This window comes from Streptomyces sp. NPDC050549 (assembly GCF_040655035.1).
In the GTDB taxonomy this organism is placed as follows: domain Bacteria; phylum Actinomycetota; class Actinomycetes; order Streptomycetales; family Streptomycetaceae; genus Streptomyces.
Genome location: NZ_JBFAJD010000001.1, coordinates 492,237 through 515,770, shown reverse-complemented (window position 1 = coordinate 515,770; position 23,534 = coordinate 492,237). Strand labels below are relative to the sequence as shown.

Sequence of the window (23,534 nt, the reverse complement as noted above, 5' to 3'; positions counted from 1 at the left end):
AGGGGCGCGGGGAACTGCGCGGCCAGCCCCCACCGGACCCGCACCCGGCATCAGTCCAGATAACCCCTGAGCTGATCCGCAAATGCGTGGTCCCTCAGCTTGTTCAGAGTCTTCGACTCGATCTGCCGGATCCGCTCCCGGGTAACCCCGAAGATCCGCCCGATCTCCTCCAACGTGCGCGGACGCCCGTCAGCCAGCCCGTACCTGAGCTGTACGACCTTCCGCTCCCGCTCCCCCAGCGTCGACAGCACCGCCTCCAGGTGCTGGCGCAGCAGCAGGAACGCCGCGGACTCCACGGGGCTCGTCGCGTCGCCGTCCTCGATGAGGTCGCCGAGGGCGACGTCGTCCTCCTCGCCCACCGGCGCGTGCAACGACACCGGTTCCTGGGCGAGCCGCAGGACCTCGCTGACGCGTTCGGGCGCGAGGTCGAGGTGGTCGGCGACCTCTTCCGGGGTCGGCTCGTAGCCGCGCTCCTGGAGCATCCGGCGCTGGACGCGGACGACCCGGTTGATCAGCTCGACTACATGCACCGGGACGCGGATCGTGCGGGCCTGGTCGGCGAGGGCGCGGGACATGGCCTGGCGGATCCACCAGGTGGCGTAGGTGGAGAACTTGTAGCCGCGGGCGTAGTCGAATTTCTCGACTGCCCTGATGAGGCCCAGGTTTCCCTCCTGGACGAGGTCGAGCATGGTCAGTCCGCGCCCGACGTACCGCTTCGCGACGGAGACGACGAGCCGCAGGTTCGCCTCGATGAGACGGCGCTTGGCCATCCGTCCCATGACGACCAACTTGTCCAGGTCGAGGGCGAGTTGGCTGTCCAGGTCGAAGGCGCTCCCGAGCCGTTCCTCGGCGAACAGGCCGGCCTCGACGCGGCGGGCGAGTTCGACCTCCTCGGCCGCGGTGAGCAGGGGGATGCGGCCGATCTCACGCAGGTACTGGCGGAACAGGTCCGAGGAGGGGGCGCCGGTGTCGGCGACCCGGCCGCGGGGCCGTTCGTCGGGCTCGGGGGCCTCGGCGGTCTCCACCGCTTCGGCCGGCGGTTCTTCGAGCTCGGGCGGGTTCTCCGGGTCCGCGTTTTCGGGGTGGTGCGCGGCACGGCTCTGCGGGGGGACGGTCGCGAGGACATCGGTCTCCGCTTCCGGTTCCGCGCCGTCCGTCGTGCTGGTCTCGGTCTGGTCGAGGGTCTGGGTCTGCACGGGGGCGACCTCCAGGATGATCGCTGCCAGGGGGTACGGCAGCGGTTCTTCGGGGGCGGAGTCGGCGGCCTCACCGCTGTCCGTCCCGTACTCGATGAGCGGAACCGCGGGGGTGAAGGACCCGCTGGGGACGGATCGGCCGCGCTCCGAGGACTCAGGCACCGGAACCCAGTGTGGAGTACGACACATCGCCGCCACGAGGGGCGTGCGGTGACTTTTTGAGTCCGTTCCGTAACTACGCGCTCAGAGCGCTGAGGCGCCGTGCACCTGGAGTGCCTGGTCGTACTGCTGAAGAACCCACAACTCGTTCTGTACGGCGGCCAGTTCCGCCGAGTCTCCATGGCTGCCGAGGCGGGTGAGCGTGCCCTGGATGTCGTGGATCCGGCGCACTACGGCTCTTCGGCGGACGGTGACGAGCTGCTCGCCCGCGTAGTTCTCGTCGACCGTGCGGCGCAGGATCGCCTCCACCGCGAGCTCGGTGACCATCGCGCGGACCGCGTCGTCCGGTGCCGCCTCGCGGACCCGGACGAGATAGTCCTGGGGGTCCTGGAGGCCGTACTCGGCGCCGCCCGCCTCGATGATCGCCTCGCGTACGGCCGCGTAGGGCGGGGCCGTGAACTCGTCGACGCCGTACGCGTCGAAGGCCGGGGAGACCAACTCGGGTCGCTGGAGGGCGAGTTTGAGGAGTTCACGTTCGGTGGCGAAGACCGGGTTGCGGAGGGTGAGGGCGGGGCCGCCGGTGGGAGGGCGGGGAGTGGTGTCGTACTGCTGCTGGGCGCTGCCTCTCGCGGGCGCGGGGCCCTTGCCGCCGCGGTCGCGGGCCCAACGGGCCAGCTGGGCAACGCGCTTGACGACGAACTGGGTGTCGAGGATGCCGAGCATGCCGGCGAGCTGGACGGCGACCTCGTGCTGGGCGCCGCTGTTCTTGATGCGGGCGACGATCGGGGCGGCCTCGTCCAGGGCGGAGGCGCGGCCGGCGGGGGTGTCGAGGTCGTAGCGGACGACGATCTGGCGGAGCGCGAACTCGAAGAGCGGGGTACGGGGTTCGACGAGGTCGGCGACCGCCTCGTCGCCCTTGGCGAGGCGCAGCTCGCAGGGGTCCATGTTGTCCGGAGCGATCGCGATGTAGGTCTCGGCGGCGAACTTCTGGTCGTCCTCGAAGGCGCGCAGGGCCGCCTTCTGACCGGCCGCGTCGCCGTCGAAGGTGAAGATCACGCGCGCCGAGCCGTTGTCCATCAGGAGCCTGCGGAGGATCTTGATGTGGTCGGTGCCGAAGGCCGTGCCGCAGGTGGCGATGGCGGTGGTGACTCCGGCGAGATGGCAGGCCATGACGTCCGTGTAGCCCTCGACGACGACCGCGCGGCTGGACTTGGCGATGTCCTTCTTCGCGAGGTCGATGCCGTAGAGGACCTGGGACTTCCGGTAGATCGCGGTGTCGGGCGTGTTGAGGTACTTCGGGCCGTTGTCCGACTCGTAGAGCTTGCGGGCGCCGAAGCCGACGACCTCGCCGCCGATGTCGCGGATCGGCCACATCAGGCGGCCCCGGAAGCGGTCGATGGGGCCGCGGCGGCCCTCCTGGGAGAGGCCGGAGAGGAGGAGCTCCTTGTCGGTGAAGCCCTTGCCGCGGAGGTAGCGGGTGAGGTGGTCCCAGCCCTGGGGGCTGTAGCCGACGGAGAAGTGCTCGGCGGCGGACTGGTCGAAGCCGCGCTCCGCGAGGAACTTGCGGCCGGTGTCCGCCTCGGGGCCGACGGCCAGCTGCTCGACGTAGAAGTCGGCGGCGGCCTTGTGGGCCTCGACCAGGCGGATGCGCTCGCCGCGCTGGTGGGAGGGGTTGTACCCGCCCTCCTCGTACCGCAGCGTGATGCCGGCCTGGGCGGCCAGGCGCTCGACCGACTCCGAGAAGGTGAGGTGGTCGACCTTCATCACGAACGTGATGGTGTCGCCGCCCTCCTGGCAGCCGAAGCAGTGGAAGAGACCCTTGCTCGGGCTGACCTGGAAGGACGGCGACTTCTCGTCGTGGAACGGGCAGAGACCCTTGAGGTTGCCGCCGCCCGCGTTCCGCAGCTGGAGGTACTCGGACACCACGGCGTCGATCGGGACCGCGTCCCGAACCGCCTTCACGTCCTCGTCGTTGATCCGTCCTGCCACGCGTGAATTCTACGGGGCCGGACTGACACCAGTGACGACGAGGACGTCTAGGACCCCAGGCTGTCCAGCGGAACGTGTGGGTCCGCCAGTGCCTCGGTGTTCACCTGTGTCCTGGAGCGGATGAGCTGCTGGATGGGCTCTGTGACGTCCCACACATTCACGTTCATCCCGGCCAGCACGCGTCCCTCCTTCAGCCAGAAGGCGATGAACTCGCGCTTGCCCGCGTCTCCCCGGATCACCACTTCGTCGTAGGAGCCCGGGGGCGCCCAGCCGGAGTACTCCATACCCAAGTCGTACTGGTCGGAGAAGAAATAGGGCACGCGGTCGTAGGTGACGTCCTTGCCGAGCATCGCGCGGGCCGCCGCCGGGCCGCCGTTGAGGGCGTTGGCCCAGTGCTCCACCCGCAGCCGGGTGTCGAAGAGGGCGTGGTGGAAGGCGGCCACGTCACCGGCGGCGTAGATGTCGGGGTCGGAGGTGCGCAGCCGTTCGTCCACCGCGATGCCGCCGCCGTGCGCTCGGTCGGCCAGCTCCAGGCCGGCCGCCTCGGCGAGCGCGGTGCGGGGGGCGGCGCCGATGGCCGCGAGGACGTCGTGCGCGGGGTGCTCCTCGCCGTCGTCGGTGCGGGCCGCGAGGACCATGCCGTCCTGGCCGACGATCTCGGTGAGCCGGGCGCCGAAGTGGAAACGCACGCCGTGGTCGGCGTGCAGATCGGCGAAGAGCTGGCCGAGTTCGGGGCCGAGGACTCCGTGCAGCGGGGTCTGCGAGGGTTCTACGACGGTCACCTCGGCGCCGTACTCGCGGGCCGCCGCCGCGACCTCCAGGCCGATCCAGCCGCCGCCTGCGATCACCAGATGGCCGTTGTCCCGGCCCAGGGTGGCGAGGACGCCCTTGAGGCGCTCGGCGTGCGAGAGGCGGCGCAGATGGTGGACGCCCGCGAGGTCCGTGCCCGGGATGTCGAGGCGGCGGGGCTCGGCCCCGGTGGCGATGAGCAGTTTGTCGTAGCGGACAAGGGTGCCGTCGTCTCCGAAGTGGACCGTCTTCGCGCTGCGGTCGATGTTGTCGACGGTCTGGCCGAGGTGCAGCTCGATGTCGTTGCGCGCGTACCAGGCGGGTTCGTGGACGAAGACGCTGTCGCGCTCCTCCTTGCCGAGGAGGTAGCCCTTGGACAGCGGCGGGCGCTCGTACGGGTGGTCGCGTTCGTCGCAGATCAGTATCACGCGGCCGGTGAAGCCCTCCGCTCGGAGCGCCTCGGCCGCCTTGGCGCCGGCCAGGCCTCCTCCGACGATGACGAATGTCTGATCCGCGTCGACCACTTGATGCCTCCTCGTAAGGGTGCCGCCATATGCGAGCGTCCCGCACGCAGCGTGATGCGGGAAGGGGGTGTGGCCCGATCAGGCCACGGAGGGTCACATTCGGGCTTGTTTCGCGTCACTGTGCCCCAGCGATGTGAGGTGCGCGTGAAGAGACCGCGCCGAGGCGTCGGTCAATGACGCGATCTGATCGACGATCACCCGCTTGCGGGCGCGGTCGTCGGGCGCCTCGTCGAACTGGGCGCGGAACTGCGGCTCCAGACCGTCCGGGGCGCGGGCCGTGAGCACGTGGGCCAGTTCGGCGACCACGATGCGCTCGTCGGCGCGGATGCGTTCCTGCTCGGCGCGCTGCATGACGTACCGGTCGGCGACCGCCTTGAGGACCGCGCACTCCAGCCGTGCCTCGTGCGGTACGACGAGTTCGGCGTCGTAGCGGGTGAGGCGGCCGGTGCCGTACCTCGCGCGCGTGGCGGCCTCGGCGGCCAGGCAGAAGCGGCCGATGAGCTGGCTGGTGGCGTCCTTGAGGCGGGCCTGCGCGACCGCCGAGCCGTCGTAGCCGTGCGGCCACCACGGCTGGTTCTGCAGTCGGTCCAGCGCCTCGGCGAGTTCGTCGGGGGCCGTGTCCTCGGGGACGTAGCGGCCGATGGCCACCTTGAAGATCTCCTGGCGTTCCGGTTCGGCGTGCAGGCAGTTGGGGTCGATGTGGCCCGCGTGCAGACCGTCCTCGACGTCGTGCACGGAGTACGCCACGTCGTCCGACCAGTCCATGACCTGTGCCTCGAAGCAGGTGCGGGTGCCGGGGGCGCCCTTGCGGACCCAGTCGAAGACCGGTCTGTCGTCCTCGTAGACGCCGAACTTGGGGGACTTGGGGTCGGTGGGGTGCGCGCCGCGCGGCCAGGGGTATTTGGTGGCCGCGTCGAGGGTGGCCCGGGTGAGGTTGAGGCCGACGCTCACCAACTCGCCGGTCGTGTCGCTTTTTACGAAGCGCTTCGGTTCGATGCGCGTGAGGAGTCTCAGGGACTGGGCGTTGCCCTCGAAGCCGCCGCAGTCGTCCGCGAATTCGTTCAGTGCCTGTTCGCCGTTGTGGCCGAAGGGAGGGTGGCCGAGGTCGTGGGAGAGGCAGGCGGCTTCGACGAGGTCGGGGTCGCAGCCGAGGGCTGCGCCCAGCTCTCGGCCCACCTGGGCGCATTCCAGGGAATGGGTGAGGCGGGTGCGGGGGCTGGCGTCCCAGGCCTGGCTGCGGGTTCCCGGTGTGACGACCTGGGTCTTGCCGGCCAGGCGACGGAGGGCGGCGGAGTGCAGTACGCGGGCGCGGTCGCGTTGGAAGGCGGTGCGGCCGGGGCGTTTGTCGGGCTCTGTTGCCCAGCGGTCGACTGACGTCGGGTCGTATGCGGGGGTTGGTGCTGTGCCGTCCATGCTTCGACAGTAAGCCGCAGCAGTGACAATTCGGGAGTTGCGGGGCGCCTGTGCGTCTGCCGGGTGCGGTTCGGCTGCGGGTGCGGGTGCGTTGTGGCCGGTCGCGCAGTTCTCCGCGCCCCTAGGTCGGCTGCTCCTGCCCGCGTATCAAGCTGACGCCAGTTCCGGTTCCGTGCTGGCCGTCGTCGCCATCGCCTGGTCGTAGCGGTGGAGGACCAGCCTCGCCATCGCGGGGTGGGCTCCCAGGGGCGCCGACGCGATCCACGGGGCCGCCTCCGCGCACTGTGTCGCGAAGCGGCCGGGGGCCGTGAAGCAGGACGCCACCGCCACCCGGTGGCGGCCTCGGGCGGCCAGGGCGCGGACGGCTGTCTGGACCGTGGGGGTCGACGCCGAGGCATAGGCGGGGATCACGGGGACTCCCAGGCGGTCGGCGAGGAGTTGGGCCGTGTGGTTGGTGTCCAGTTTGGAGTCCGGGTCGCGGGAGCCCGCTGCGGCCAGGACCACGGCGCTCCCCCGGCGGGACTGCTCGTCGGTCCTCGTGCGCCAACCGGCCTCCACCAGGCGGTCGTAGAGGGTCTCCACGAGGAGGGGGTGCGGGCCCAGAGGGGGTGCCACGCGCGTGCGTGCCGGTGTCTCGGCGGCCAGTTCGGGGATGTCGCGCTTGACGTGGTAGCCGCGGGCCAGGAGGAGGGGGACGAGGACGGCGTCCGTGGGACCGAGTGCGGTGAGGGTGTCCGTCAGGCGGGGCTCGTTGAGTTCGATGTGGCCCAGGTGGACGGGGAGGCCCGGGCGCAGTTCACGGACGCGGTCCATGAGGGCTCGTACGGTGCTCAGGGCGCGCGGGTCGCGGCTGCCGTGCGCGACCAGGACGAGCGCGGGCGGACCGGGGCGGCGGCTGCCGTTCAGGGAGACGAGGCTGAGCTGGCTGGCGAGCTGACTGCTGATCCGGTTCATGAGATGCGCCGTACTGTCGAGGGTCGTGGACTCGTCGTGGGGATGATGCGACGCCGTCATGAAGAGATGGTGGCGGCAGGACGTTGCCGTGCCGTTGCACCGGAATGACGGGGGTTTTCCGGTCGTTCACGATGGGGTGCGGGGGGTGTGTGAGGTGAGGTGACCTGCGGATTCCGCGTCCGCAGTGAAGCCGGTCACACTGCCGGCGGCGAACCGGAGCGGGTTACGGCGCGTCTGTGACTGTCGAAACCGAACGGTGAGGGGCCCTTGCATGCGTCGCCTGAAACTCCGCAGACCTCGGCTGCCACGCACCCGTGCCGGGTGGCGGCGGCTCGTGCAGGGGGTGGCTCTCGGGTGTGTCCTCGCGCTGCTTCCGGCGACCTGGCTGTGGGTGGCGACGGCGGACCGGCTGCGGACCCTTCAGGACGCGCCGCACACCGATGTGGCCGTGGTCTTCGGGGCCGGGCTGTGGGACGGCGAGCCGTCGCCGTATCTCGCGCACCGGCTGGACGCGGCGGCCACGTTGTACCGGGAGGGCCGGGTGAAGGTCGTCCTGGTGACCGGTGACAACAGCCGCAAGGACTACGACGAGCCGGACGCGATGCGCGTCTACCTGGCGAAGCACGGGGTGCCACGCGCGCGCGTGGTGACCGATTACGCCGGCTTCGACACCTGGGACTCCTGTGTCCGCGCCAAGAAGATCTTCGGCGTCGGCAGGGCCGTGCTCATCAGCCAGAAGTTCCACATCCGGCGGGCGGTCGCGCTGTGCGAGGCGGCGGGGGTCGACTCGTACGGCGTCGGGGTCGACGAGGCGCACAACGCGACCTGGTACTACGGCGGTACCCGCGAGGTGTTCGCGGCGGCCAAGGCCGCGCTGGACGTGGCGATCCGTCCCGATCCGCAGTTCCTCGGCCCGAAGGAGACGGGGGTAGCGCGGGCGCTGGCCTCCGGCGGCAACTGAGGCTCGTTCGACAATCGTTCAGCGGCGGCAGCGCCAGTCGCCGTCCTCGATCGGTTTGCCGTGGGTGCGCAGGGCCGCGGTGACGGCGGGAGCCGCGAGGTACACCCAGGCGCGTACCGCCGTGCCGTCGGCGTCGCGGGTCACCGGGCGTTCGACGCGCTCGTAGAGGTTGCGCGGGTCGCCGGGGGCGTAGTCCTCAAGCCGGTCGAGGGCGAGGAGGAGTCGGGGGTAGGACGCGGGGCGCGCGGTGACGAGTTCGCCGACGACCACCGAGCCGGGGTCCTCGACGGCATACGGGTAGCCGGGGCCTTCGTAGAGGGCGGCACCGTGCAGGCGTCCCGGTTCCTCCGACTCCGTGTGGCCGCGCAGGAACAGGTCGTGGTTGGGCTCGCCGGGGCGGAGGGTGCCGTAGACGAAGAAGGGGAGGGGCGTCGCCATCGCTCTCCGGTTCTTTGCACGCGCTATGGACATGACATGTCATGACCCTTTAAATCTCATTCAACATCAACGCAGCCCCCACACCCCCCACTTGCGTTCTTGAGGAGACCGATGCGTCGGACACGGCACGTTCATGGTTCCCGTCTCGCCACGGCCGGTATCGCGGCCGGCGCCGCGACCCTGCTGGCCGCCACCCTCTCCCCCACCGCCCACGCCGTCGACCGGCCGACCCGGTCCACCGCGATCGCGAACGCCGCGTCCGCGCTGGTGGCCCATGCCGCGAGTCTGGGGCTGACCGCCTCGGAGGGCACGTCGGTCCGGGACGTCATCGTCGACCCGGACGGCACGCAGCACGTCCGCTACGACCGGACGTACCGTCAGCTCCCGGTGCTCGGCGGTGACTTCGTGGTCCATCTGGCTCCGAACGGGAGTTATCGGAGCGCCGACCGTGCGACCCGCACCTCCATATCCCTGGCGACCGTCACACCGAAGGTGGCCGCTCCGAAGGCGGCGGACCTGGCGGTGAACGCATTGCGGGCGGCCCATCTCGGCGAGGCGCTCAAGAACGTGACCGCCAAGCCCCAGCTGATGGTCGACGCCCTTCACGGCGCCCCGAAGCTCGCCTGGCGGACCGACGTCGTCGCCAAGGACTCGCTCGGCAACCCGGTCGCCCGCACGGTGCTGACCGACGCCCGCACCGGCGCCCGGATCGACGCCTGGGACAGTGTGGAGACGGCGACCGGCGACGGGCAGTCGCTGTACAGCGGGACGGTGCCGCTGGAGACGACGCTGTCGGGATCCACGTACCAGCTCAAGGACGCGACGCGCGGCGGGACCTACACCGGTGACGCGGCGAACAAGACCGACCTGTGCATCCTCGGCATCTGCATCAGCCGGGCGCCGTCCACGGTCTTCACGGACGCCGACAACCACTGGGGCACGGGCGCGACTTCGGACCGTTCCTCGGCCGCGGTGGACGCGCAGTACGGCACGAACGAGACCTGGGACTACTACAAGAACATCCACGGCCGCAACGGCATCGCGGGCGACGGAAAGGGCTCCTACAACCGGGTCCACTACGGCAACAGCTACAACAACGCCTTCTGGGACGACAGTTGCTTCTGCATGACGTACGGCGACGGTGACGGGACGCAGCTCGGTCCGCTGGTGGCGCTGGATGTCGCCGGGCACGAGATGACGCACGGCGTGACGTCGAAGACGGCGGCGCTGACGTACTCGGGCGAGTCCGGCGGGCTCAACGAGGCGACCTCCGACATCATGGGCACGCTGGTGGAGTGGTACGCCAACAACGCGTCCGACCAAGGGGATTACCTCATCGGCGAGAAGATCGTGCGGTCCGGCTTCGGGCGGTCGGCGCTGCGGTACATGGACAAGCCGTCCAAGGACGGCAACTCCGCGGACTGCTGGAGTTCGACGGTCGGAAATCTGGACGTCCACTACTCGTCGGGCGTCGCGAACCACTTCGCGTATCTCCTCGCGGAGGGCAGTGGCGCGAAGACGATCAACGGGGTCGACTACAACTCCCCCACCTGCAACGGCTCTTCGGTCGGCGGGATCGGCCGGGACAAGCTGGGGGCCATCTGGTACCGGGCACTGACGGTCTACATGACGTCCTCGACGAACTACGCCGGGGCCCGCACGGCGACGCTCAACGCGGCCAAGGACCTCTACGGCATGGGCAGTTCGGAGTACAACGCGGTGGCCGCGGCCTGGAGCGCGGTCAACGTGGGGTGAGACCCGGGTCACATGCGTCCATGTCACAGGGGAACGGGCCGTCTCGTCCCGTGGGTGTAGCCACTGACGACGACGGCCCACGGAGGGCATCATGGACGCACGACTCGACTACCTCGCCAGCGCGACCGCGAGCAGGGCCGCCAAGCAGTTCATGGCGGTCGGCAGGTCGCTCAAGAACTCCGAACTTCCCCCTCTGACCCAGGAGTTGGTGGCGCTGCGGGTCAGCCAGATCAACGGCTGCGCCGTCTGCGTCGACATGCACACCAAGGAGGCCGTCGCGGCCGGCGAGACCTCGGTGCGGCTGAACCTGGTCGCGGTGTGGCGCGAGGCCACGGTCTTCACCGAGGCCGAACGGGCCGCGCTGGAACTGGCGGAGGAGGGGACCCGGGTCGCGGACGCGGCCGACGGGGTGAGCGACGAGGTGTGGGCGCACGCCGCCAAGCACTACGACGACGAGCAGCTCACCGCGCTGGTCATCCTGGTCTCCTTCATGAACTCGGTGAACCGGCTGAACATCATCACCCGCCAGCCGTGCGCGGGCGACTACCAGCCCGGCATGTTCGGCTGAACCCGGCCGCACCCCCACCCGCACCGGCCAGGACGAGGAGATCCCGCGTGAGCGAAACCGACCGGAAGGCCCAGGAGTTCGAGGAGCTGCGACCGCTGCTGTTCTCGATCGCCTATCGGATCCTGGGCAGTGTGGGCGAGGCCGAGGACGCCGTGCAGGAGACCTGGCTGCGCTACGACGGCTCGGCGACCCGGCCCACCTCGGTCAAGTCGTTCCTGTCGGCCACGGTCACGCGGATCTCCATCGACGTCCTGCGTTCGGCGCGGGTACGGCGGGAGGAGTACGTCGGGCCGTGGTTCCCGGAGCCGCTGCTGAGTGACCCCTACCAGGATCCGGCGCGGTCGGTGGAGCTCGCCGACTCGGTGTCGATGGCGGCGCTCCTGCTGCTGGAGCAACTCAGCCCGCTGGAGCGGGCGGTGTTCGTACTGCGCGAGGTGTTCGCCTTCGGCTTCGACGAGATCGCCACGACCGTGGGGCGTTCGGAGTCGGCGTGCCGGCAACTGCTGGTGCGGGCCCGGCGGCACATGGCGGACAAGCGGCCCCGGTTCGCCGCGGACCGGCAGGAGCGGCAGGAGCTGGCGACCCGGTTCTTCGACGCGCTGAAGGACGGTGACGTGGGCGGGCTGCGTGAACTGCTCGCCGCCGACGTGCAGTTCGTCGGGGACGGCGGCGGAAAGGCCCCGCAGCTGGCCAAGGCCGTCATGGGCGCGGAGAACGTGGCGCGGGTGCTCGGCACGGTCTTCCCCTGGCTGATCCGGATCGATGTGTCGTTCGAGCCGCACGAGGTCAACGGCCAGCCCGGCGCGCTCTTCCGGGACCGCGACGGCAGGGTGCTCCACACCCTGGCCCTCGACGTGCTCGACGGTCGGATCCAGACCATCCGCGCGGTGATCAACCCCGACAAGCTCACCCACCTCGGCCCGGTCGCCGACGCCTGGGCCGTCGACCGCGAGCTGAGGCAGGCCAGGCGGCGGACGGGCTGACGGGCAGACCGACCGACTGGCTGACTGGCTGGCTGACTGACGTGACGAGCGTCAGCAGCGTCAGCAGCGTCAGGAAGAGAACGGCCTTCGCTCTCTCGCCTCCTTCAACGCCCGCCCCCACCAAACCAGTTGGTCGAGCTTCGCCTTCGCCGCCGCGTCCGGGGCGGCCGGGTCCTTGAGAAGGCCCCGGTCGTCGAAGGACGCGCCCGCGTTGTGGAAGGAGACGGTGTCGCGGACCGTGACGGCGTGGAGTTCGGCGAAGACCTGGCGGAGGTGTTCCACGGCACGCGGGCCGCCCGCGAGGCCGCCGTAGGAGACGAGGGCGACGGGCTTGGCGCGCCACTCGCCGTAGTGCCAGTCGATGAGGTTCTTGAGTCCTGCCGGGAAGGAGTGGTTGTACTCGGGGGTGAGGACGACGAAGGCGTCGGCCGAGGACAGTCTCGGGGTGATGCCGGCGAGGGCGGCGGTCGCCTCCGGGGTCGGGGCGAGGGTCGTGGGCAGATGACCGGTGTCGGCGACGTCGACGACCTGGAGCGTGAGGTCGGCGCGGTCGTTGACGTGGGTGAGAAGCCAGTCGGCGACGACCGGGCCGAAGCGGCCGATGGGGTCCCCCCGCTCGGGCGAAGTCGAGAGTGGGGGAGGTTGCTGCCGATGACGACGGTGACGGAGAGCGGAGCGGTGTCGGTGTCGGTGTCGGTGTCCATGCGGGCAGCCTGGTACCTCAACCATTCTTGAGGTCAAGCCCGGCCGGTCGTCACCCGTTCACACGCTCGGCGTGCGCCCTTCGGGTACTCCTTCGGGACGGGGTCCCCGTACCCCCATGACCTGCTGAAACAGCGGCGGAACGGGCCGCCGCGACCGCTCCCTGACACCCATTCACCACACTTCTGACGCGCGCTCAGGAAGCGGGCCCGGCCCGGTGCCACTTACCTCGGAAGGGCAGCCAACCACAGCTCGGAGGAGCACCGATGCGTCGTACGGCCCGTCTGTTGACCGGTACCGTGCTCGCCGTCGCCGCCGCGGGTCTCGCGACCGCACCGGCGTACGGCGGCGAAACCGGCAGCCTGGAGGTGTTCCCGTCGAACGCCGTGCCGGGCGGCGACGTCACGGTCAACACGGCCGCGTGCGGCGACGGCGGTACGGCCGCCGGGGACGCCAGCGCGGTGGGCGCCGGCACGTTCACGCTGGCGCCGAGCACGCACGAGGGCGACGCGATCGGACAGTTCAAGGTGCCGCCGAGCGCGCAGCCGGGGACGTACGAGATCGTCGCGAAGTGCACGGACGGCCGGCAGGTCTCCGGCGATCTGATGGTGACGCTGGCCTCGATGCGGCAGCAGGTGCAGCCGCGCGGAAGTGTGAAGACGGGGGTCGGTGGCGCCCTTGGCCCCGACCCCGTGCAGACCGCGGCCGGTGTGGCGGCTCTCGCCGTCGCCGCCGCGGGCGGTACCTGGCTCCTGCATCGCCGGGCGAGAGGCGACGGGATCTGACGGACACCCTCCGCTGTCCGTCCGCCGGTACCGCAAGCCCCTCCCCCTCCGGGTCCGACGCCCCTCGTGGCCCGGAGGGGGCGCGGGGCAGGCCCTGGTCACTGGAGAGGGGTGTGTGATGCGTCGTCGTAGATTCGGCAATACCGCGATAGGGGCCGTCACCGTGGGCGCCCTGTGCACGGGCGCCTGGCTGCTGACCGACGGCGGCGGGACGAACACGCCGCCGCAGCCGTCCGCTGCCGAGGCCCGCCCCGACCCGGCCGCCGAACGCGCTGCGGCCCGTGCGCTGCCGCCGTCGCCGCCGGACCGCATCCGTATCCCGGCCATCCATGTGGACGCCCCGCTGATGGGCCTCAGACTGACGAGCACCGGGAGCCTGGACGTGCCCCCGGCCGCGAAGAAGAACCTCGCCGGCTGGTACGAGTCCGGCACGACTCCCGGCGAGACCGGCACGGCGATCGTCGCGGGCCATGTCGACAACGCCGACGGACCCGCCGTCTTCTACGACCTCGGCGCCCTGAAGAAGGGCAACACCATCGAACTGGACCGGCTGGACGGCACCGTCGCGCTGTTCACGGTGGACGCGGTCGAGCTGTACCAGGCCAGCCACTTCCCCGACCAGAAGGTCTACGGCGCCGCCGAGCGGCCGGAGTTGCGAGTGATCACGTGCGGGGGCGGTTACTCGCGGTCGACGGGCTATCAGGGGAACGTCGTCGTGTTCGCGCACCTGACGGGCAGTCGCTAGCCGTCGAATCCGGTTACGGGACGCCGAGTTCGAAGAGGGCGTAGCCCGCGTACGACTGGCTCAGGTTCTCCGCGGTCGCCGTGTCCGAAGGCGTGGAGGAGGTCGCGGGCGGTGTCGTAACACCCGTGTTCCGACCGGTGGTTGCCGTGGCCGTGGCCGAACTCCCGGTCGTGGCGGGTGCCGTGGGAGTGTCCGAGGTCGTGGCGCCGGGGTCGGCCAGGGATGTCGTGGCGGACGAGGTGGGCGGAGCGGTCGGGGTCTCCCCCGGTGTCGGGGCCGATCCGGTGGACGTCGGGCTCGTCGCCGGCCTCGGGTGGGGCTCGGCGGGCTGGACCCGGGTCGGACCGGCGGGCAGCAGGAGCAGCCCGACGCCGACGACGGCGACGGCGAGGGCGCAGCCGACGGTCCTGCGCACCATCCTGGCGCGGCGACGGGCACGTACTCCCTCGTGGAGACGCTCGCGGTGGCGCGGCTCGAAGGGGACGGGCTCGTGTGTGTCGTGCATCAGCCGCGCCAACTGCCGCTCGAACGGATCCGTTTGATCCATGGGGTCCTCCTTCGCCGCGTCGGCTCGATGGCGTCGGTCAGGATCTGTCGCAGCCGCGCCACGCCCCGGGAGGCATGGGAGCGCGCGGTGCCCACCGGACACCCGCGCGCCTCCGCCACCTGGCCCTCGGGCAGGTCCTGGTAGTAGCGCAGCACCACGGCCGCGCGCTGGTTCGGCGACAGTTGGGCGAGCGCGGCCTCCAGCCGGGACCGCTCCGCCACGTCGGCGGACACGTCCACGGTCATCGCCCCCTCGGGCAGCCGGTCGACCGGTCGTTCACCCCACCAGCGCCGCCGGCCCGAGCGCGCCGCCGCGCGGACCATCACCTTGCGGACGTATGCCTCCGGCGCGTCCTGGGAGACCTTCGGCCAGACGAACCAGAGCTTGACCAAGGACTCCTGCGCCAGATCCTCGGCCCGATGCCGGTCGCCGCCGACGAGCAGGCGCGCGAGATGGAGGAGTACCGACCAGCGGGCCGCCACGAACTCCTCGAACTCACCCGCCTGCCCCTGCTCGATGCGCACTGTCTCTGCTCCCACTGGTTGCCTACACCGGGTAAAAGGCAGTGGGGCAGCGGCTGCGATGCACTTGGGTGCCGTGATCTGGATCACGGGGTGCGCGGCAGCGGGTTCGGCCGGGCTACGGCCTCTCAGGCGAGCCACTGCTGGTAGGCCAGGTTCGCCACGAGGGCGAAGACCACCGTCAGCAGGACGACCCGCACGAAACCGCTGCCCTGCTTCAGTGCCGTGTGTGCGCCGAGCATTCCGCCCGCGAGGTTGAACACGGCCATCAGCGCGGCGAGTTGCCACAGCACCGTGCCCTGCCGGGCGAACATCGCGAGGGCGCCCGCGGTGGTGCAGCAGTTGACGATCTTGGCGGTGGCCGAGGCGGTCACCAGGTCGAGGTGGAGCACGGCGGTGAGGGCGAGGACCAGCAACGTCCCGGTGCCGGGGCCGACGAGCCCGTCGTAGAAGCCGATGCCCAGGCCGGCGAGGCCGATCGCCGCGAGGACCTGACGGCGGGTGGCCGGGGCGGGGGCGGTGCCGAAGGCCGGGCACAGGATGACGAACGTGGCGACCGCGAGCAGGACGACCATGATCACCGGTTTGAGTACGTCGGTGCTCATGCCGGCCGCGAAGAAGGCGCCGGCCGAACTGCCTGCCAGCGCCGCGAGGCCGATGCGCACGGCGAGGGCGACGTTCACGGGTGCCTTGCGGGCGTAGGTCACTGCGGCGCCGGTCGTGCCGACGACGGCGACGGCCTTGTTGGTGCCGAGCGCGGCGGCGGCCGGGGTGCCGGCGGGCAGGCCGAGCAGCAGAACCGGGAGCAGAAGGAGTCCACCGCCGCCGACCACGGCGTCGATCCAGCCTGCCGCGAGGGCGGTGAGGCACAGGACGGCGACCGTGGTCAGCGATATGTCTCGCATGATCGCGACCCTGGGGACGGGATGCGTGTGCCGTCCGACCACTCGGGGGCGTTCAGAGCTTCAGCCCCCGTTCTCCAGATACCGCAGCACGGCCAGCACCCGCCGGTTTCCCGTCTCCGAGGGCGGCAGGTCGAGCTTCGAGAAGATGTTGGCGACGTGCTTCTCGACCGCGCGCTCGGAGACGGTGAACGCGGTGGCGATCGCGTGGTTGGTGCGGCCCTCCGCCATCAGGGCGAGGACCTCGCGTTCGCGCGGGGTGAGGGTGTCGAGGGCGGTGGACCGGCGGGCGGCGCCGAAGAGCTGGGCGACGACCTCGGGGTCGAGCGCGGTGCCGCCGGCGGCGACACGTTCCAGCGCGCCGACGAACTCGCCGATGTCGACGACCCGTTCCTTGAGGAGATACCCGAACCCGGCCGGGTTGCCGAGGAGTTGGGCCGCGTGGGTCGTCTCGACGTACTGCGAGAACAACAGCACGCCCATCGCGGGGTGTTGCTGCCGCAGTCGTACGGCCGCCCGTACGCCCTCGTCGGTCTGGGTGGGCGGGAGGCGGATGTCGACGACGGCGACGTCCGGGGCGTGGGCCGCGACGGCGGTCAGCAGGGACTCCGCGTCACCGACCGCCGCGACCACCTCGACGTCCCGCAGCTGGAGCAGCTGTACCAGGCCGTCGCGCAGGAGGGCCGAGTCCTCGGCGATGACGACGCGCATGCCACTCCGTTCACATCTGGGGGAGTTCGACGGTGACCACCGTAGGGCCTCCGCGCGGGCTGTCGCAGGTCAGTGTGCCGTCGACGGTACGGACCCGGGCCAGCAGGCCGGTGAGTCCGGACCCGGCGCCGAGGGTGGCGCCGCCCTGTCCGTCGTCGGTGACGCGCAGGCGCAGGACTCCGTCGCGGGCGGTGACGTCGACGGCGGCGGCCGTGGCCCGGGCGTGTTTCGTCGCGTTGGCGAGTAGCTCGGCGGCGCAGAAGTAGGCGATGGTCTCGACGGCCGGGGTGGGGCGGGTGCCGATGTCGGTGGTGAGGGTGACGGGGAGCGCGCTGTCGGCGGCGAGGGTGGTGAGCGCGGCGTGCAGGCCTTCGTCGAGTACGGGCGGATGGATGCCCTTGACCAGGTGGCGCAGGTCGGTGATGGCCTGGGTGGCGCTGCCCCGCGCGGTGTCGACCACGGCGAGCACGCGGTCGGGTCCGGCGTCGGCGGCGACCAGTTCGCGGATCATGGTGAGCTGCATGGCGAGGGAGACCAGCCGGGCCTGGGTGCCGTCGTGCAGATCGCGTTCGATACGGCGGAGGGTGGCCGCGGCGTCGTCGACGGCCCGGGCGCGGGTCTCCTCCAGGGTGCGGATACGGCGGGTCGCGGCGTCGGGGCCGAGCAGCACCGTCAGCAGGGCGCGGTGCGGGCCGAGGGCGTAACGGAGGAGGACGGGCGCGACGGCCAGCAACAGCAGTCCGGCCGCGAACGGGATCAACCACCTTGGCCAGGAGTCGAGTTGGAAGCCGAAGAACTCCAGTGACACATGGTGCACCGAGCCGTCGGTGCCGCTGTGCACCGTGTTGTAGTTCCAGCGCTTGAGCAGCGGGTGCAGGGTGAGCAGGACGCCGTATACGTATCCGATGACGACGGCCGCGTACGCGAAGACGGCCGTGAACGGTGTCAGCAGCGCGCAGCCGGCGGCCCGCCAGCCCGTCCGGTCCAGCAGTACGCCCCGCCGCCAGCCGAGGAGCCCGCTGCCACCGGGTACTCCCGGCGGTTCGATCTCCAGTCCGAGCAGCCGCCGCGCGAGCCCCCGCTGCAGCGTGCCGAGCGTCAGCGCGCCCCGCACGGTGACGGCCAGCAGCCACAGCCCGAGCGTGGTCACCGACAGCGCCCCGCCGAACACCAGCCCGACGAGGGTGAGGAAGAAGCCGGCCAGGGCGAGTGGGAGGGCGATCACGCCGTAGAGGACGGCGGCCAGCGCGCGGCGGCCGAAGGTGGCGACGGCGAGCGTTCGGAGGCGGGAGCGGGGGCTCGGCATGGGATCAACCTAGGAGAGGAGCGACCTGGCGACACGGAGCTGTACGGCGGTGAGACCCCGCACCACCCACGGCATCAGCAGCAGGAAGCCGATGCCGCCCAGGATCGCGTGGAAGGCCCAGGCCCCGGCGAAGGTGGGGCCGCCCCAGGCGCCGGCGTAGTCGTCGCCCGCGCGCAGCGGCCAGCCGAGGTTCAGGGGGACGATCGCCCAGCCGTAGACCGTGATGAGCGTGGTGAGGAGGTTGAGCGGGGCGGCGAGGAGTGCGTGCGTCAGGCCTCCCCCGCGTGCGGTGCCGGGAAGGTCCGTGCCCAGGAAGCGGTGGACGAGCCCCCGCTGCCAGCGGGCCGTGGGGGCGCCGAGGAGGGCCAGTGGGACGCACGCCACACCGACCGGGAGCGCGAGCACCGCGTACGCGGACCTGGCCCATGTCCTCGCGGTGAAGGGCTCCCGTACGGCCCGCCAGATCCGTACGGCCACGGTGTCGCGAACCTGTACGTGTCGGACACTGTCCATGGTGCTTCCCCCTGCGTGTGAGCTGCTGAAAACCGATGTCTCCAGCGTTCCGCCGCCGCCCGCCGTACACGATGGTGCCTGCACGGAAGTGCGGGGTTCGGTTAACCGAACCGGCACGGACCGGCCCGTCCTCACACTCCGCCCCCGGCGCACACCCGGAACCCTCACACCCCCCACGCGCTCCCGCTGAGGGCAGCGTTCCTCACGGGAAACAGATGTGATGCGGTCGGGTAACACCGAAGTCGCAGGCTCCTGGACATGACCTCGAATCCGCGTGTGGTGCCCACCATCGTGCTCGTCGGCCACGGCATGGTCGGTCAGCGCTTCCTCGAAGCGCTCGCCGAGCGCGGCCTGACCGCCACGCACCGTGTGGTCGTACTGTGCGAGGAGCCGCGCCCGGCCTACGACCGCGTCCGGCTCACCTCGTACTTCTCGGGCCGCACCCCCGAGGAACTGTCGCTCACGGACGCGGAGTTCATCAAGGACCACGGCATCGAGCTGTACGTCGGCGACCCGGCCGAGACGATCGACCGGGCGGCGCGGACGGTAACGGCCCGCTCCGGGCTGACAGTTGACTACGACACACTGGTCCTCGCCACCGGCTCGTACCCGTTCGTGCCGCCGGTGCCGGGCAAGGACTCCGACGGCTGCTTCGTCTACCGCACGATCGAGGACCTCCTCGCGATCGAGGAGTACGCGAAGTCGCGGGCCACGACGGGTGCGGTGGTCGGCGGCGGGCTGCTCGGCCTGGAGGCCGCCGGTGCGCTCAAGGGGCTCGGACTCTCCACGCACATCGTGGAGTTCGCGCCCCGGCTGATGCCGGTGCAGGTCGACGAGGGCGGTGGCGCGGCCCTGCTGCGCACCATCGAGGACATGGGCCTCACGGTCCACACGGGGACCGGTACGCAGGAGATCGTCGCCGGCGCGGACGGAGCCGTCGTCGGCATGAAGCTGTCGGACGGCTCCGAACTCGCCACGGACATGGTGGTGTTCAGCGCCGGTGTCCGCCCCCGCGACCAGCTCGCCCGGGAATCCGGGCTGTCGGTCGGCGAGCGCGGCGGCATCACGGTCGACGAGCAGTGCCGTACGGTCACCGACCCGCACGTCTTCGCGATCGGCGAGTGCGCACTGGCGGCGGACGGCCGGGTGTACGGCCTGGTGGCACCCGGATACGAGCAGGCGGAGACGGTCGCGGCGACCATCGCGCAGGACGAATCGGCGTTCACCGGCGCCGACCTGTCCACCAAGCTGAAGCTGCTCGGCGTCGACGTGGCGTCCTTCGGCGACGCGCACGGCGCCACCGCGGACTGCCTCGACGTCGTCTACTCCGACGCGCGGGCCGGGACGTACAAGAAGCTGGTGATCGGCCGGGGCGGCGAGCTGCTGGGCGGCATCCTGGTCGGCGACGCGGAGGCCTACGGCACGCTGCGCGCGTTCACGGGGTCCGTACCGCCGGTCTCCCCCGAGCAGTTGGTGCTGCCGGCCGGTTCCGGGGGAGCCGTCCAGCTCGGCCCGTCCGCGCTGCCCGACGAGGCGGTGATCTGTTCCTGCCACAACGTCACCAAGGGCACGATCCGCGGGGCGGTCACCGAGCACTCGTGCACCAGCGTGCCCGAGGTGAAGAAGTGCACCAAGGCCGGTACCGGCTGCGGAAGTTGCGTCAAGGTCCTCGGCCAGCTGGTCACCGCCGAGCTGGAGGCGAACGGCGTCGAGGTCGACAAGGGCCTGTGCGGCTGCTTCGCGCAGACCCGCGAGGAGCTGTACGAGATCGCCCTCGCGCTGCGCATCAACTCCTACCAGGACCTGCTGGACCGCTACGGCCGTGAGAACGGCCGGGGCGGCGACGGCTGCGAGATCTGCAAGCCGACGGTCGCCTCGATCATCGCGTCCCTCGCCCCGACGATCGGCGCGAGCGGTTATGTCCTGGACGGCGAGCAGGCGGCGTTGCAGGACAGCAACGACCACTTCCTCGCCAACCTCCAGAAGAACGGCTCCTATTCGATCGTGCCGCGCATCCCCGGTGGCGAGATCACCCCGGAGAAGCTCATCGTGATCGGTGAGGTGGCCCGCGACTTCGGCCTCTACACGAAGATCACCGGCGGTCAGCGCATCGACCTCTTCGGCGCGCGGGTCGAGCAACTCCCGCTGATCTGGGCCCGGTTGGTGGACGCCGGCTTCGAGTCCGGTCACGCCTACGGAAAGGCCCTGCGCACGGTGAAGTCCTGCGTGGGCCAGACCTGGTGCCGCTACGGCGTCCAGGACTCGGTCCGGATGGCGATCGACCTGGAGCTGCGCTACCGGGGACTGCGCTCCCCGCACAAGCTCAAGTCGGCGGTCTCCGGCTGCGCCCGCGAGTGCGCCGAGGCCCAGTCGAAGGACTTCGGCGTCATCGCCACCGCCAACGGCTGGAACCTGTACGTCGGCGGCAACGGCGGCGCGACCCCGCGCCACGCGGACCTGCTGGCACAGGACCTGTCCGATGCCGAACTGGTGCGTCTGATCGACCGGTTCCTGATGTTCTACATCCGTACGGCCGACCGCCTTGAGCGCACGAGCGTGTGGCTGGAGCGGATCCCGGGCGGCCTGGACCACATCCGCGAGGTGGTCGTGGAGGACTCGCTCGGCATCTGCGAGGAGCTGGAGTCGCTGATGGCCGCGCATGTCGCCGGGTACCGCGACGAGTGGGCCGAGACCATCAACGACCCCGAGAAGCTGGGCCGGTTCGTGTCCTTCGTGAACGCGCCGGACACCCCGGACCCGGTCGTCGGCTTCGTCCCCGAGCGCGACCAGATCAAGCCCGACCTGCCGCTGCTGACCATCGGCATGCGGCCCCAGCAGACCGCCGACGTCCTGGAAGGAAGCGCCCAGCGATGACCCTGGCTCCCGAGACGACCGACCTGAAGGTCCGACTCCGGCTCGAAGAGGGCTGGTTCGCGGTCTGCGACCTCAACCGGCTCATCCCCGGCCGGGGGGTGGCGGCCCTGCTGCCGGACGGCCGCCAGGTCGCCCTGTTCCGCGACCGCGCCGGCACCCTCTACGGCATCGACAACCGCGACCCCTTCAACGGCGCGGCCGTCCTCTCCCGCGGCCTCACCGGCACCCATCAGGGCCGCCCGTTCGTCGCCTCCCCGCTGCTCAAGCAGCGGTTCGACCTGATCTCCGGGGAGTGCCTGGACGACGCGTCGGTGCGGGTGGAGACGTACGAGGTGCGGGCGGGGTGACGCGCCGGCCGCCCGGCTCCCCCGCTCACCGGATCCGGCCGGTGCGCAGCGCGACCGTCAGCGCGGCGGTGCTCAACACGGCCGTGGCCGGCAGGTAGTAGCCCGGTGACACCGGAGAACCGGTCGCCTCGATGAGGGCCGCGGCGATCGTCGGTGTGAAGCCGCCGAAGAGCGCGACCGTCATGTTGAAGCTGAAGGACAGGCCCGTCGCGCGGGCCCGGGCCGGGAAGACGTCGGCCATCACCGACGGCAGCGTCAGTTCACCGAACTGCTGGTGGGGGCGCTGCGCGGAACCGGTCTCCCCGACCCCATTTCTTGACCGATCATTCCAGTCGGTTCTAGGCTGCGCCGCATGGCCAGGACCAAGGAGTTCGACCCCGAGGCCGCGCTGCGGGCAGCCTTGGAGCTGTTCTGGCGGCGCGGCTACGAGGCGACGTCGATGTCCGATCTCGTCGAGCACCTCGGCATCGGCCGGGCCAGCATCTACGCGACCTTCGGCAGCAAGCACGAGCTGTATCTGAAGGCGCTGGAGAGCTACGACCGGGCCGGACTCACGCCGATGGTGCGGGAGTTGTCCCAGCCGGGCCCCGCGCTGCCACCCGTGCGGGCGGTCGTACGACGCTACGCGGCCGAGGCGGCGGACGAGCAACTACGGCCGCTGGGCTGCCTGGTGACCAACACGGCGGCCGAACTGGCCCCGCACGACAGGGCCGCGACCCGGCTGGTCGAGCGCAACTGGGACCAGCTGGAGGCCCTACTGCGCTCGGCGTTGGTGCGGGCCCAGGCGCAGGGCGAGCTGCCCGCCGACCGCGATCCGCTCGCCCTCGCACGGATGCTGCTGGTGCTGATGCAGGGGCTGCGGGTGGTCGGCCGGGCGTCCGGGGACCCGGCGCGGGTGCGGGACGCGGCGGAGCAGGCACTGGCGCTGCTCGACTGAAGCCCCTGAAGCCCCTGAAGCCCCGGGCAACGCAAGGCGCCTTTTCACGTCCCCATACTGAACCGATCGTTCTTGAAAGAGGCCCGTTCATGAGCAACCGCTCCGGCAATCGTTCCGGCAATCGTTCCGGCAACCGCTTCTCCGGCAGGACCGCCCTCGTCACCGGGGCCGGGTCCGGCATCGGGCGGGCGATCGCCCTGGCGTTCGCTGCGGAGGGGGCGAACGTCGTAGTGGCCGGGCGGCGACGGGAACCGCTGGACGAGACCGTCGCCCTGATCGAGGCCGGGGGCGCCGGCGGGGCGGGGGCCGGGAAGGCCTTCGCGGTGGGCGCCGATGTGTCGAAGGCCGCCGACGCGGACGCGCTGGTGCGGGCGGCCGTAGACCGATACGGCTCGCTCGACGTGGCCGTCAACAACGCGGGCGTCTTCCGGGGCGGGCGGCCCCTCGCCGACCTCACCGAGGAGGACTGGCGCACACAGCTCGACATCAACGTGACCGGCGTGTTCCTGGCCCTGCGCGCCGAGATCGCGCGGATGCGGGCCCAGCCGTCCGGCGGTGCGATCGTCAACGTGGCGTCCACCTTCGGCATGCACACCAGCAGCCCCGGGGCCGCCGCCTACGCAGCGTCCAAGGCCGCCGTCGCGGTGCTCAGCAAGGGTGCCGCCGTGGACCACATCCGCGAGGGCGTCCGTATCAACGTGGTCAGCCCCGGCGCCACCGACACCCCCATGTCCCTGCGCCCCGGCGAGACGGAGACCGACCGCGCCGAACGTGTACGGGCCACGCTCCCCCTCGGCCGCATCTCCGCCACGGCCGAAATCGCTGCCGCGGTCCTCTACCTGGCCTCGGACGACGCGGCGTCGGTGGTGGGCACGGACCTGGTGGTGGACAGCGGAGCGACAGCCTGAACACCCG

Annotated in this window: 23 protein-coding genes and 1 pseudogene; 10 read left to right on the top strand and 14 right to left on the bottom strand. The window is 71.1% G+C overall.

Annotated features, from left to right (window positions below; genetic code table 11):
• Window positions 1–50: 50 nt before the first annotated feature.
• The 5 genes from AB0I51_RS02350 to AB0I51_RS02330 form a co-directional block, all read right to left on the bottom strand.
• On the bottom strand, window positions 51–1,358 hold the full coding sequence (locus tag AB0I51_RS02350; protein WP_362970530.1) for an RNA polymerase sigma factor: 1,308 nt from the start codon (window positions 1,356–1,358) through the stop codon (window positions 51–53).
• Window positions 1,359–1,439: 81 nt separating this feature from the next.
• Entirely contained in the window at window positions 1,440–3,344 is a 1,905-nt protein-coding gene (dnaG, locus tag AB0I51_RS02345; protein ID WP_362970528.1) for a DNA primase, read from the bottom strand.
• A gap of 47 nt (window positions 3,345–3,391) precedes the next feature.
• On the bottom strand, window positions 3,392–4,657 hold the full coding sequence (locus AB0I51_RS02340) for an FAD-dependent oxidoreductase (RefSeq protein ID WP_362970526.1): 1,266 nt from the start codon (window positions 4,655–4,657) through the stop codon (window positions 3,392–3,394).
• A 93-nt stretch (window positions 4,658–4,750) separates the two neighbouring features.
• Window positions 4,751–6,070, bottom strand: coding sequence for a deoxyguanosinetriphosphate triphosphohydrolase (locus AB0I51_RS02335; protein WP_362970524.1), 1,320 nt, complete (start codon window positions 6,068–6,070; stop codon window positions 4,751–4,753).
• 147 nt (window positions 6,071–6,217) lie between these two features.
• Complete coding sequence (locus tag AB0I51_RS02330; protein WP_362970522.1) at window positions 6,218–7,084, bottom strand: sirohydrochlorin chelatase; 867 nt, start codon at window positions 7,082–7,084, stop codon at window positions 6,218–6,220.
• A 211-nt stretch (window positions 7,085–7,295) separates the two neighbouring features.
• Between AB0I51_RS02330 and AB0I51_RS02325 the strand changes: the two genes are divergently transcribed.
• Window positions 7,296–7,985 carry an ElyC/SanA/YdcF family protein gene (locus AB0I51_RS02325; protein WP_362970520.1) on the top strand — a complete coding sequence of 230 codons (690 nt, stop codon included), beginning with the start codon at window positions 7,296–7,298 and terminating at the stop codon, window positions 7,983–7,985.
• Between the two features lie 18 nt (window positions 7,986–8,003).
• Here AB0I51_RS02325 and AB0I51_RS02320 read toward each other — a convergent pair whose 3' ends face one another.
• Window positions 8,004–8,423, bottom strand: coding sequence for a gamma-glutamylcyclotransferase family protein (locus tag AB0I51_RS02320; RefSeq protein ID WP_362970518.1), 420 nt, complete (start codon window positions 8,421–8,423; stop codon window positions 8,004–8,006).
• Between the two features lie 111 nt (window positions 8,424–8,534).
• Between AB0I51_RS02320 and AB0I51_RS02315 the strand changes: the two genes are divergently transcribed.
• The 3 genes from AB0I51_RS02315 to AB0I51_RS02305 all read left to right on the top strand — a co-directional run bounded on the left by AB0I51_RS02315 (window position 8,535) and on the right by AB0I51_RS02305 (window position 11,729).
• Complete coding sequence (locus AB0I51_RS02315; protein ID WP_362970516.1) at window positions 8,535–10,178, top strand: M4 family metallopeptidase; 1,644 nt, start codon at window positions 8,535–8,537, stop codon at window positions 10,176–10,178.
• Between the two features lie 91 nt (window positions 10,179–10,269).
• Window positions 10,270–10,746, top strand: coding sequence for a carboxymuconolactone decarboxylase family protein (locus AB0I51_RS02310; protein WP_362970514.1), 477 nt, complete (start codon window positions 10,270–10,272; stop codon window positions 10,744–10,746).
• Window positions 10,747–10,793: 47 nt separating this feature from the next.
• Complete coding sequence (locus AB0I51_RS02305; protein ID WP_362970512.1) at window positions 10,794–11,729, top strand: RNA polymerase sigma-70 factor; 936 nt, start codon at window positions 10,794–10,796, stop codon at window positions 11,727–11,729.
• Between the two features lie 69 nt (window positions 11,730–11,798).
• Here AB0I51_RS02305 and AB0I51_RS02300 read toward each other — a convergent pair.
• Window positions 11,799–12,433: pseudogene (locus tag AB0I51_RS02300) on the bottom strand (NAD(P)H-dependent oxidoreductase).
• A 264-nt stretch (window positions 12,434–12,697) separates the two neighbouring features.
• Here AB0I51_RS02300 and AB0I51_RS02295 point away from each other — a divergent pair.
• Window positions 12,698–13,216 carry a hypothetical protein gene (locus tag AB0I51_RS02295; RefSeq protein WP_362970510.1) on the top strand — a complete coding sequence of 173 codons (519 nt, stop codon included), beginning with the start codon at window positions 12,698–12,700 and terminating at the stop codon, window positions 13,214–13,216.
• Window positions 13,217–13,334: 118 nt separating this feature from the next.
• The gene (locus AB0I51_RS02290; protein ID WP_362970508.1) at window positions 13,335–13,961 is read left to right on the top strand and encodes a class F sortase; all 627 of its coding nucleotides are present in this window, start codon (window positions 13,335–13,337) and stop codon (window positions 13,959–13,961) included.
• A gap of 13 nt (window positions 13,962–13,974) precedes the next feature.
• Here the strand turns inward: AB0I51_RS02290 and AB0I51_RS02285 are convergent, their stop codons facing one another.
• The 6 genes from AB0I51_RS02285 to AB0I51_RS02260 all read right to left on the bottom strand — a co-directional run bounded on the left by AB0I51_RS02285 (window position 13,975) and on the right by AB0I51_RS02260 (window position 18,461).
• Window positions 13,975–14,508, bottom strand: a complete 534-nt coding sequence (locus AB0I51_RS02285) for a hypothetical protein (protein ID WP_362970506.1) — start codon at window positions 14,506–14,508, stop codon at window positions 13,975–13,977.
• Window positions 14,466–15,026 (bottom strand): SigE family RNA polymerase sigma factor, encoded by a 561-nt coding sequence (locus tag AB0I51_RS02280; protein ID WP_362971123.1) that lies wholly within the window; start codon window positions 15,024–15,026, stop codon window positions 14,466–14,468. The genes AB0I51_RS02285 and AB0I51_RS02280 overlap by 43 nt, the downstream gene beginning before the upstream one ends.
• A 131-nt stretch (window positions 15,027–15,157) precedes the next feature.
• The gene (locus AB0I51_RS02275) at window positions 15,158–15,934 is read right to left on the bottom strand and encodes a TSUP family transporter (protein WP_362970504.1); all 777 of its coding nucleotides are present in this window, start codon (window positions 15,932–15,934) and stop codon (window positions 15,158–15,160) included.
• Between the two features lie 60 nt (window positions 15,935–15,994).
• Complete coding sequence (locus tag AB0I51_RS02270; protein ID WP_362970502.1) at window positions 15,995–16,642, bottom strand: response regulator transcription factor; 648 nt, start codon at window positions 16,640–16,642, stop codon at window positions 15,995–15,997.
• 10 nt (window positions 16,643–16,652) lie between these two features.
• On the bottom strand, window positions 16,653–17,948 hold the full coding sequence (locus AB0I51_RS02265; RefSeq protein WP_362970500.1) for a sensor domain-containing protein: 1,296 nt from the start codon (window positions 17,946–17,948) through the stop codon (window positions 16,653–16,655).
• A 9-nt stretch (window positions 17,949–17,957) separates the two neighbouring features.
• Complete coding sequence (locus tag AB0I51_RS02260) at window positions 17,958–18,461, bottom strand: hypothetical protein (protein WP_362970498.1); 504 nt, start codon at window positions 18,459–18,461, stop codon at window positions 17,958–17,960.
• A 258-nt stretch (window positions 18,462–18,719) separates the two neighbouring features.
• Between AB0I51_RS02260 and nirB the strand changes: the two genes are divergently transcribed.
• Window positions 18,720–21,335, top strand: coding sequence for a nitrite reductase large subunit NirB (gene nirB / locus AB0I51_RS02255; RefSeq protein WP_362970496.1), 2,616 nt, complete (start codon window positions 18,720–18,722; stop codon window positions 21,333–21,335).
• The gene (gene nirD / locus AB0I51_RS02250) at window positions 21,332–21,682 is read left to right on the top strand and encodes a nitrite reductase small subunit NirD (protein ID WP_362970494.1); all 351 of its coding nucleotides are present in this window, start codon (window positions 21,332–21,334) and stop codon (window positions 21,680–21,682) included. Before nirB ends, nirD begins: the two co-directional genes overlap by 4 nt.
• Before the next feature lie 25 nt (window positions 21,683–21,707).
• Here the strand turns inward: nirD and AB0I51_RS02245 are convergent, their stop codons facing one another.
• Window positions 21,708–21,926 carry a hypothetical protein gene (locus tag AB0I51_RS02245; RefSeq protein WP_362970492.1) on the bottom strand — a complete coding sequence of 73 codons (219 nt, stop codon included), beginning with the start codon at window positions 21,924–21,926 and terminating at the stop codon, window positions 21,708–21,710.
• Window positions 21,927–22,034: 108 nt separating this feature from the next.
• On the opposite strand from AB0I51_RS02245, the gene AB0I51_RS02240 reads away from it, so the two are divergent.
• Both AB0I51_RS02240 and AB0I51_RS02235 read left to right on the top strand, forming a co-directional pair.
• On the top strand, window positions 22,035–22,619 hold the full coding sequence (locus tag AB0I51_RS02240; protein WP_362970490.1) for a TetR/AcrR family transcriptional regulator: 585 nt from the start codon (window positions 22,035–22,037) through the stop codon (window positions 22,617–22,619).
• An 89-nt stretch (window positions 22,620–22,708) separates the two neighbouring features.
• Complete coding sequence (locus tag AB0I51_RS02235) at window positions 22,709–23,527, top strand: glucose 1-dehydrogenase (protein ID WP_362970488.1); 819 nt, start codon at window positions 22,709–22,711, stop codon at window positions 23,525–23,527.
• Window positions 23,528–23,534 lie beyond the last annotated feature (7 nt).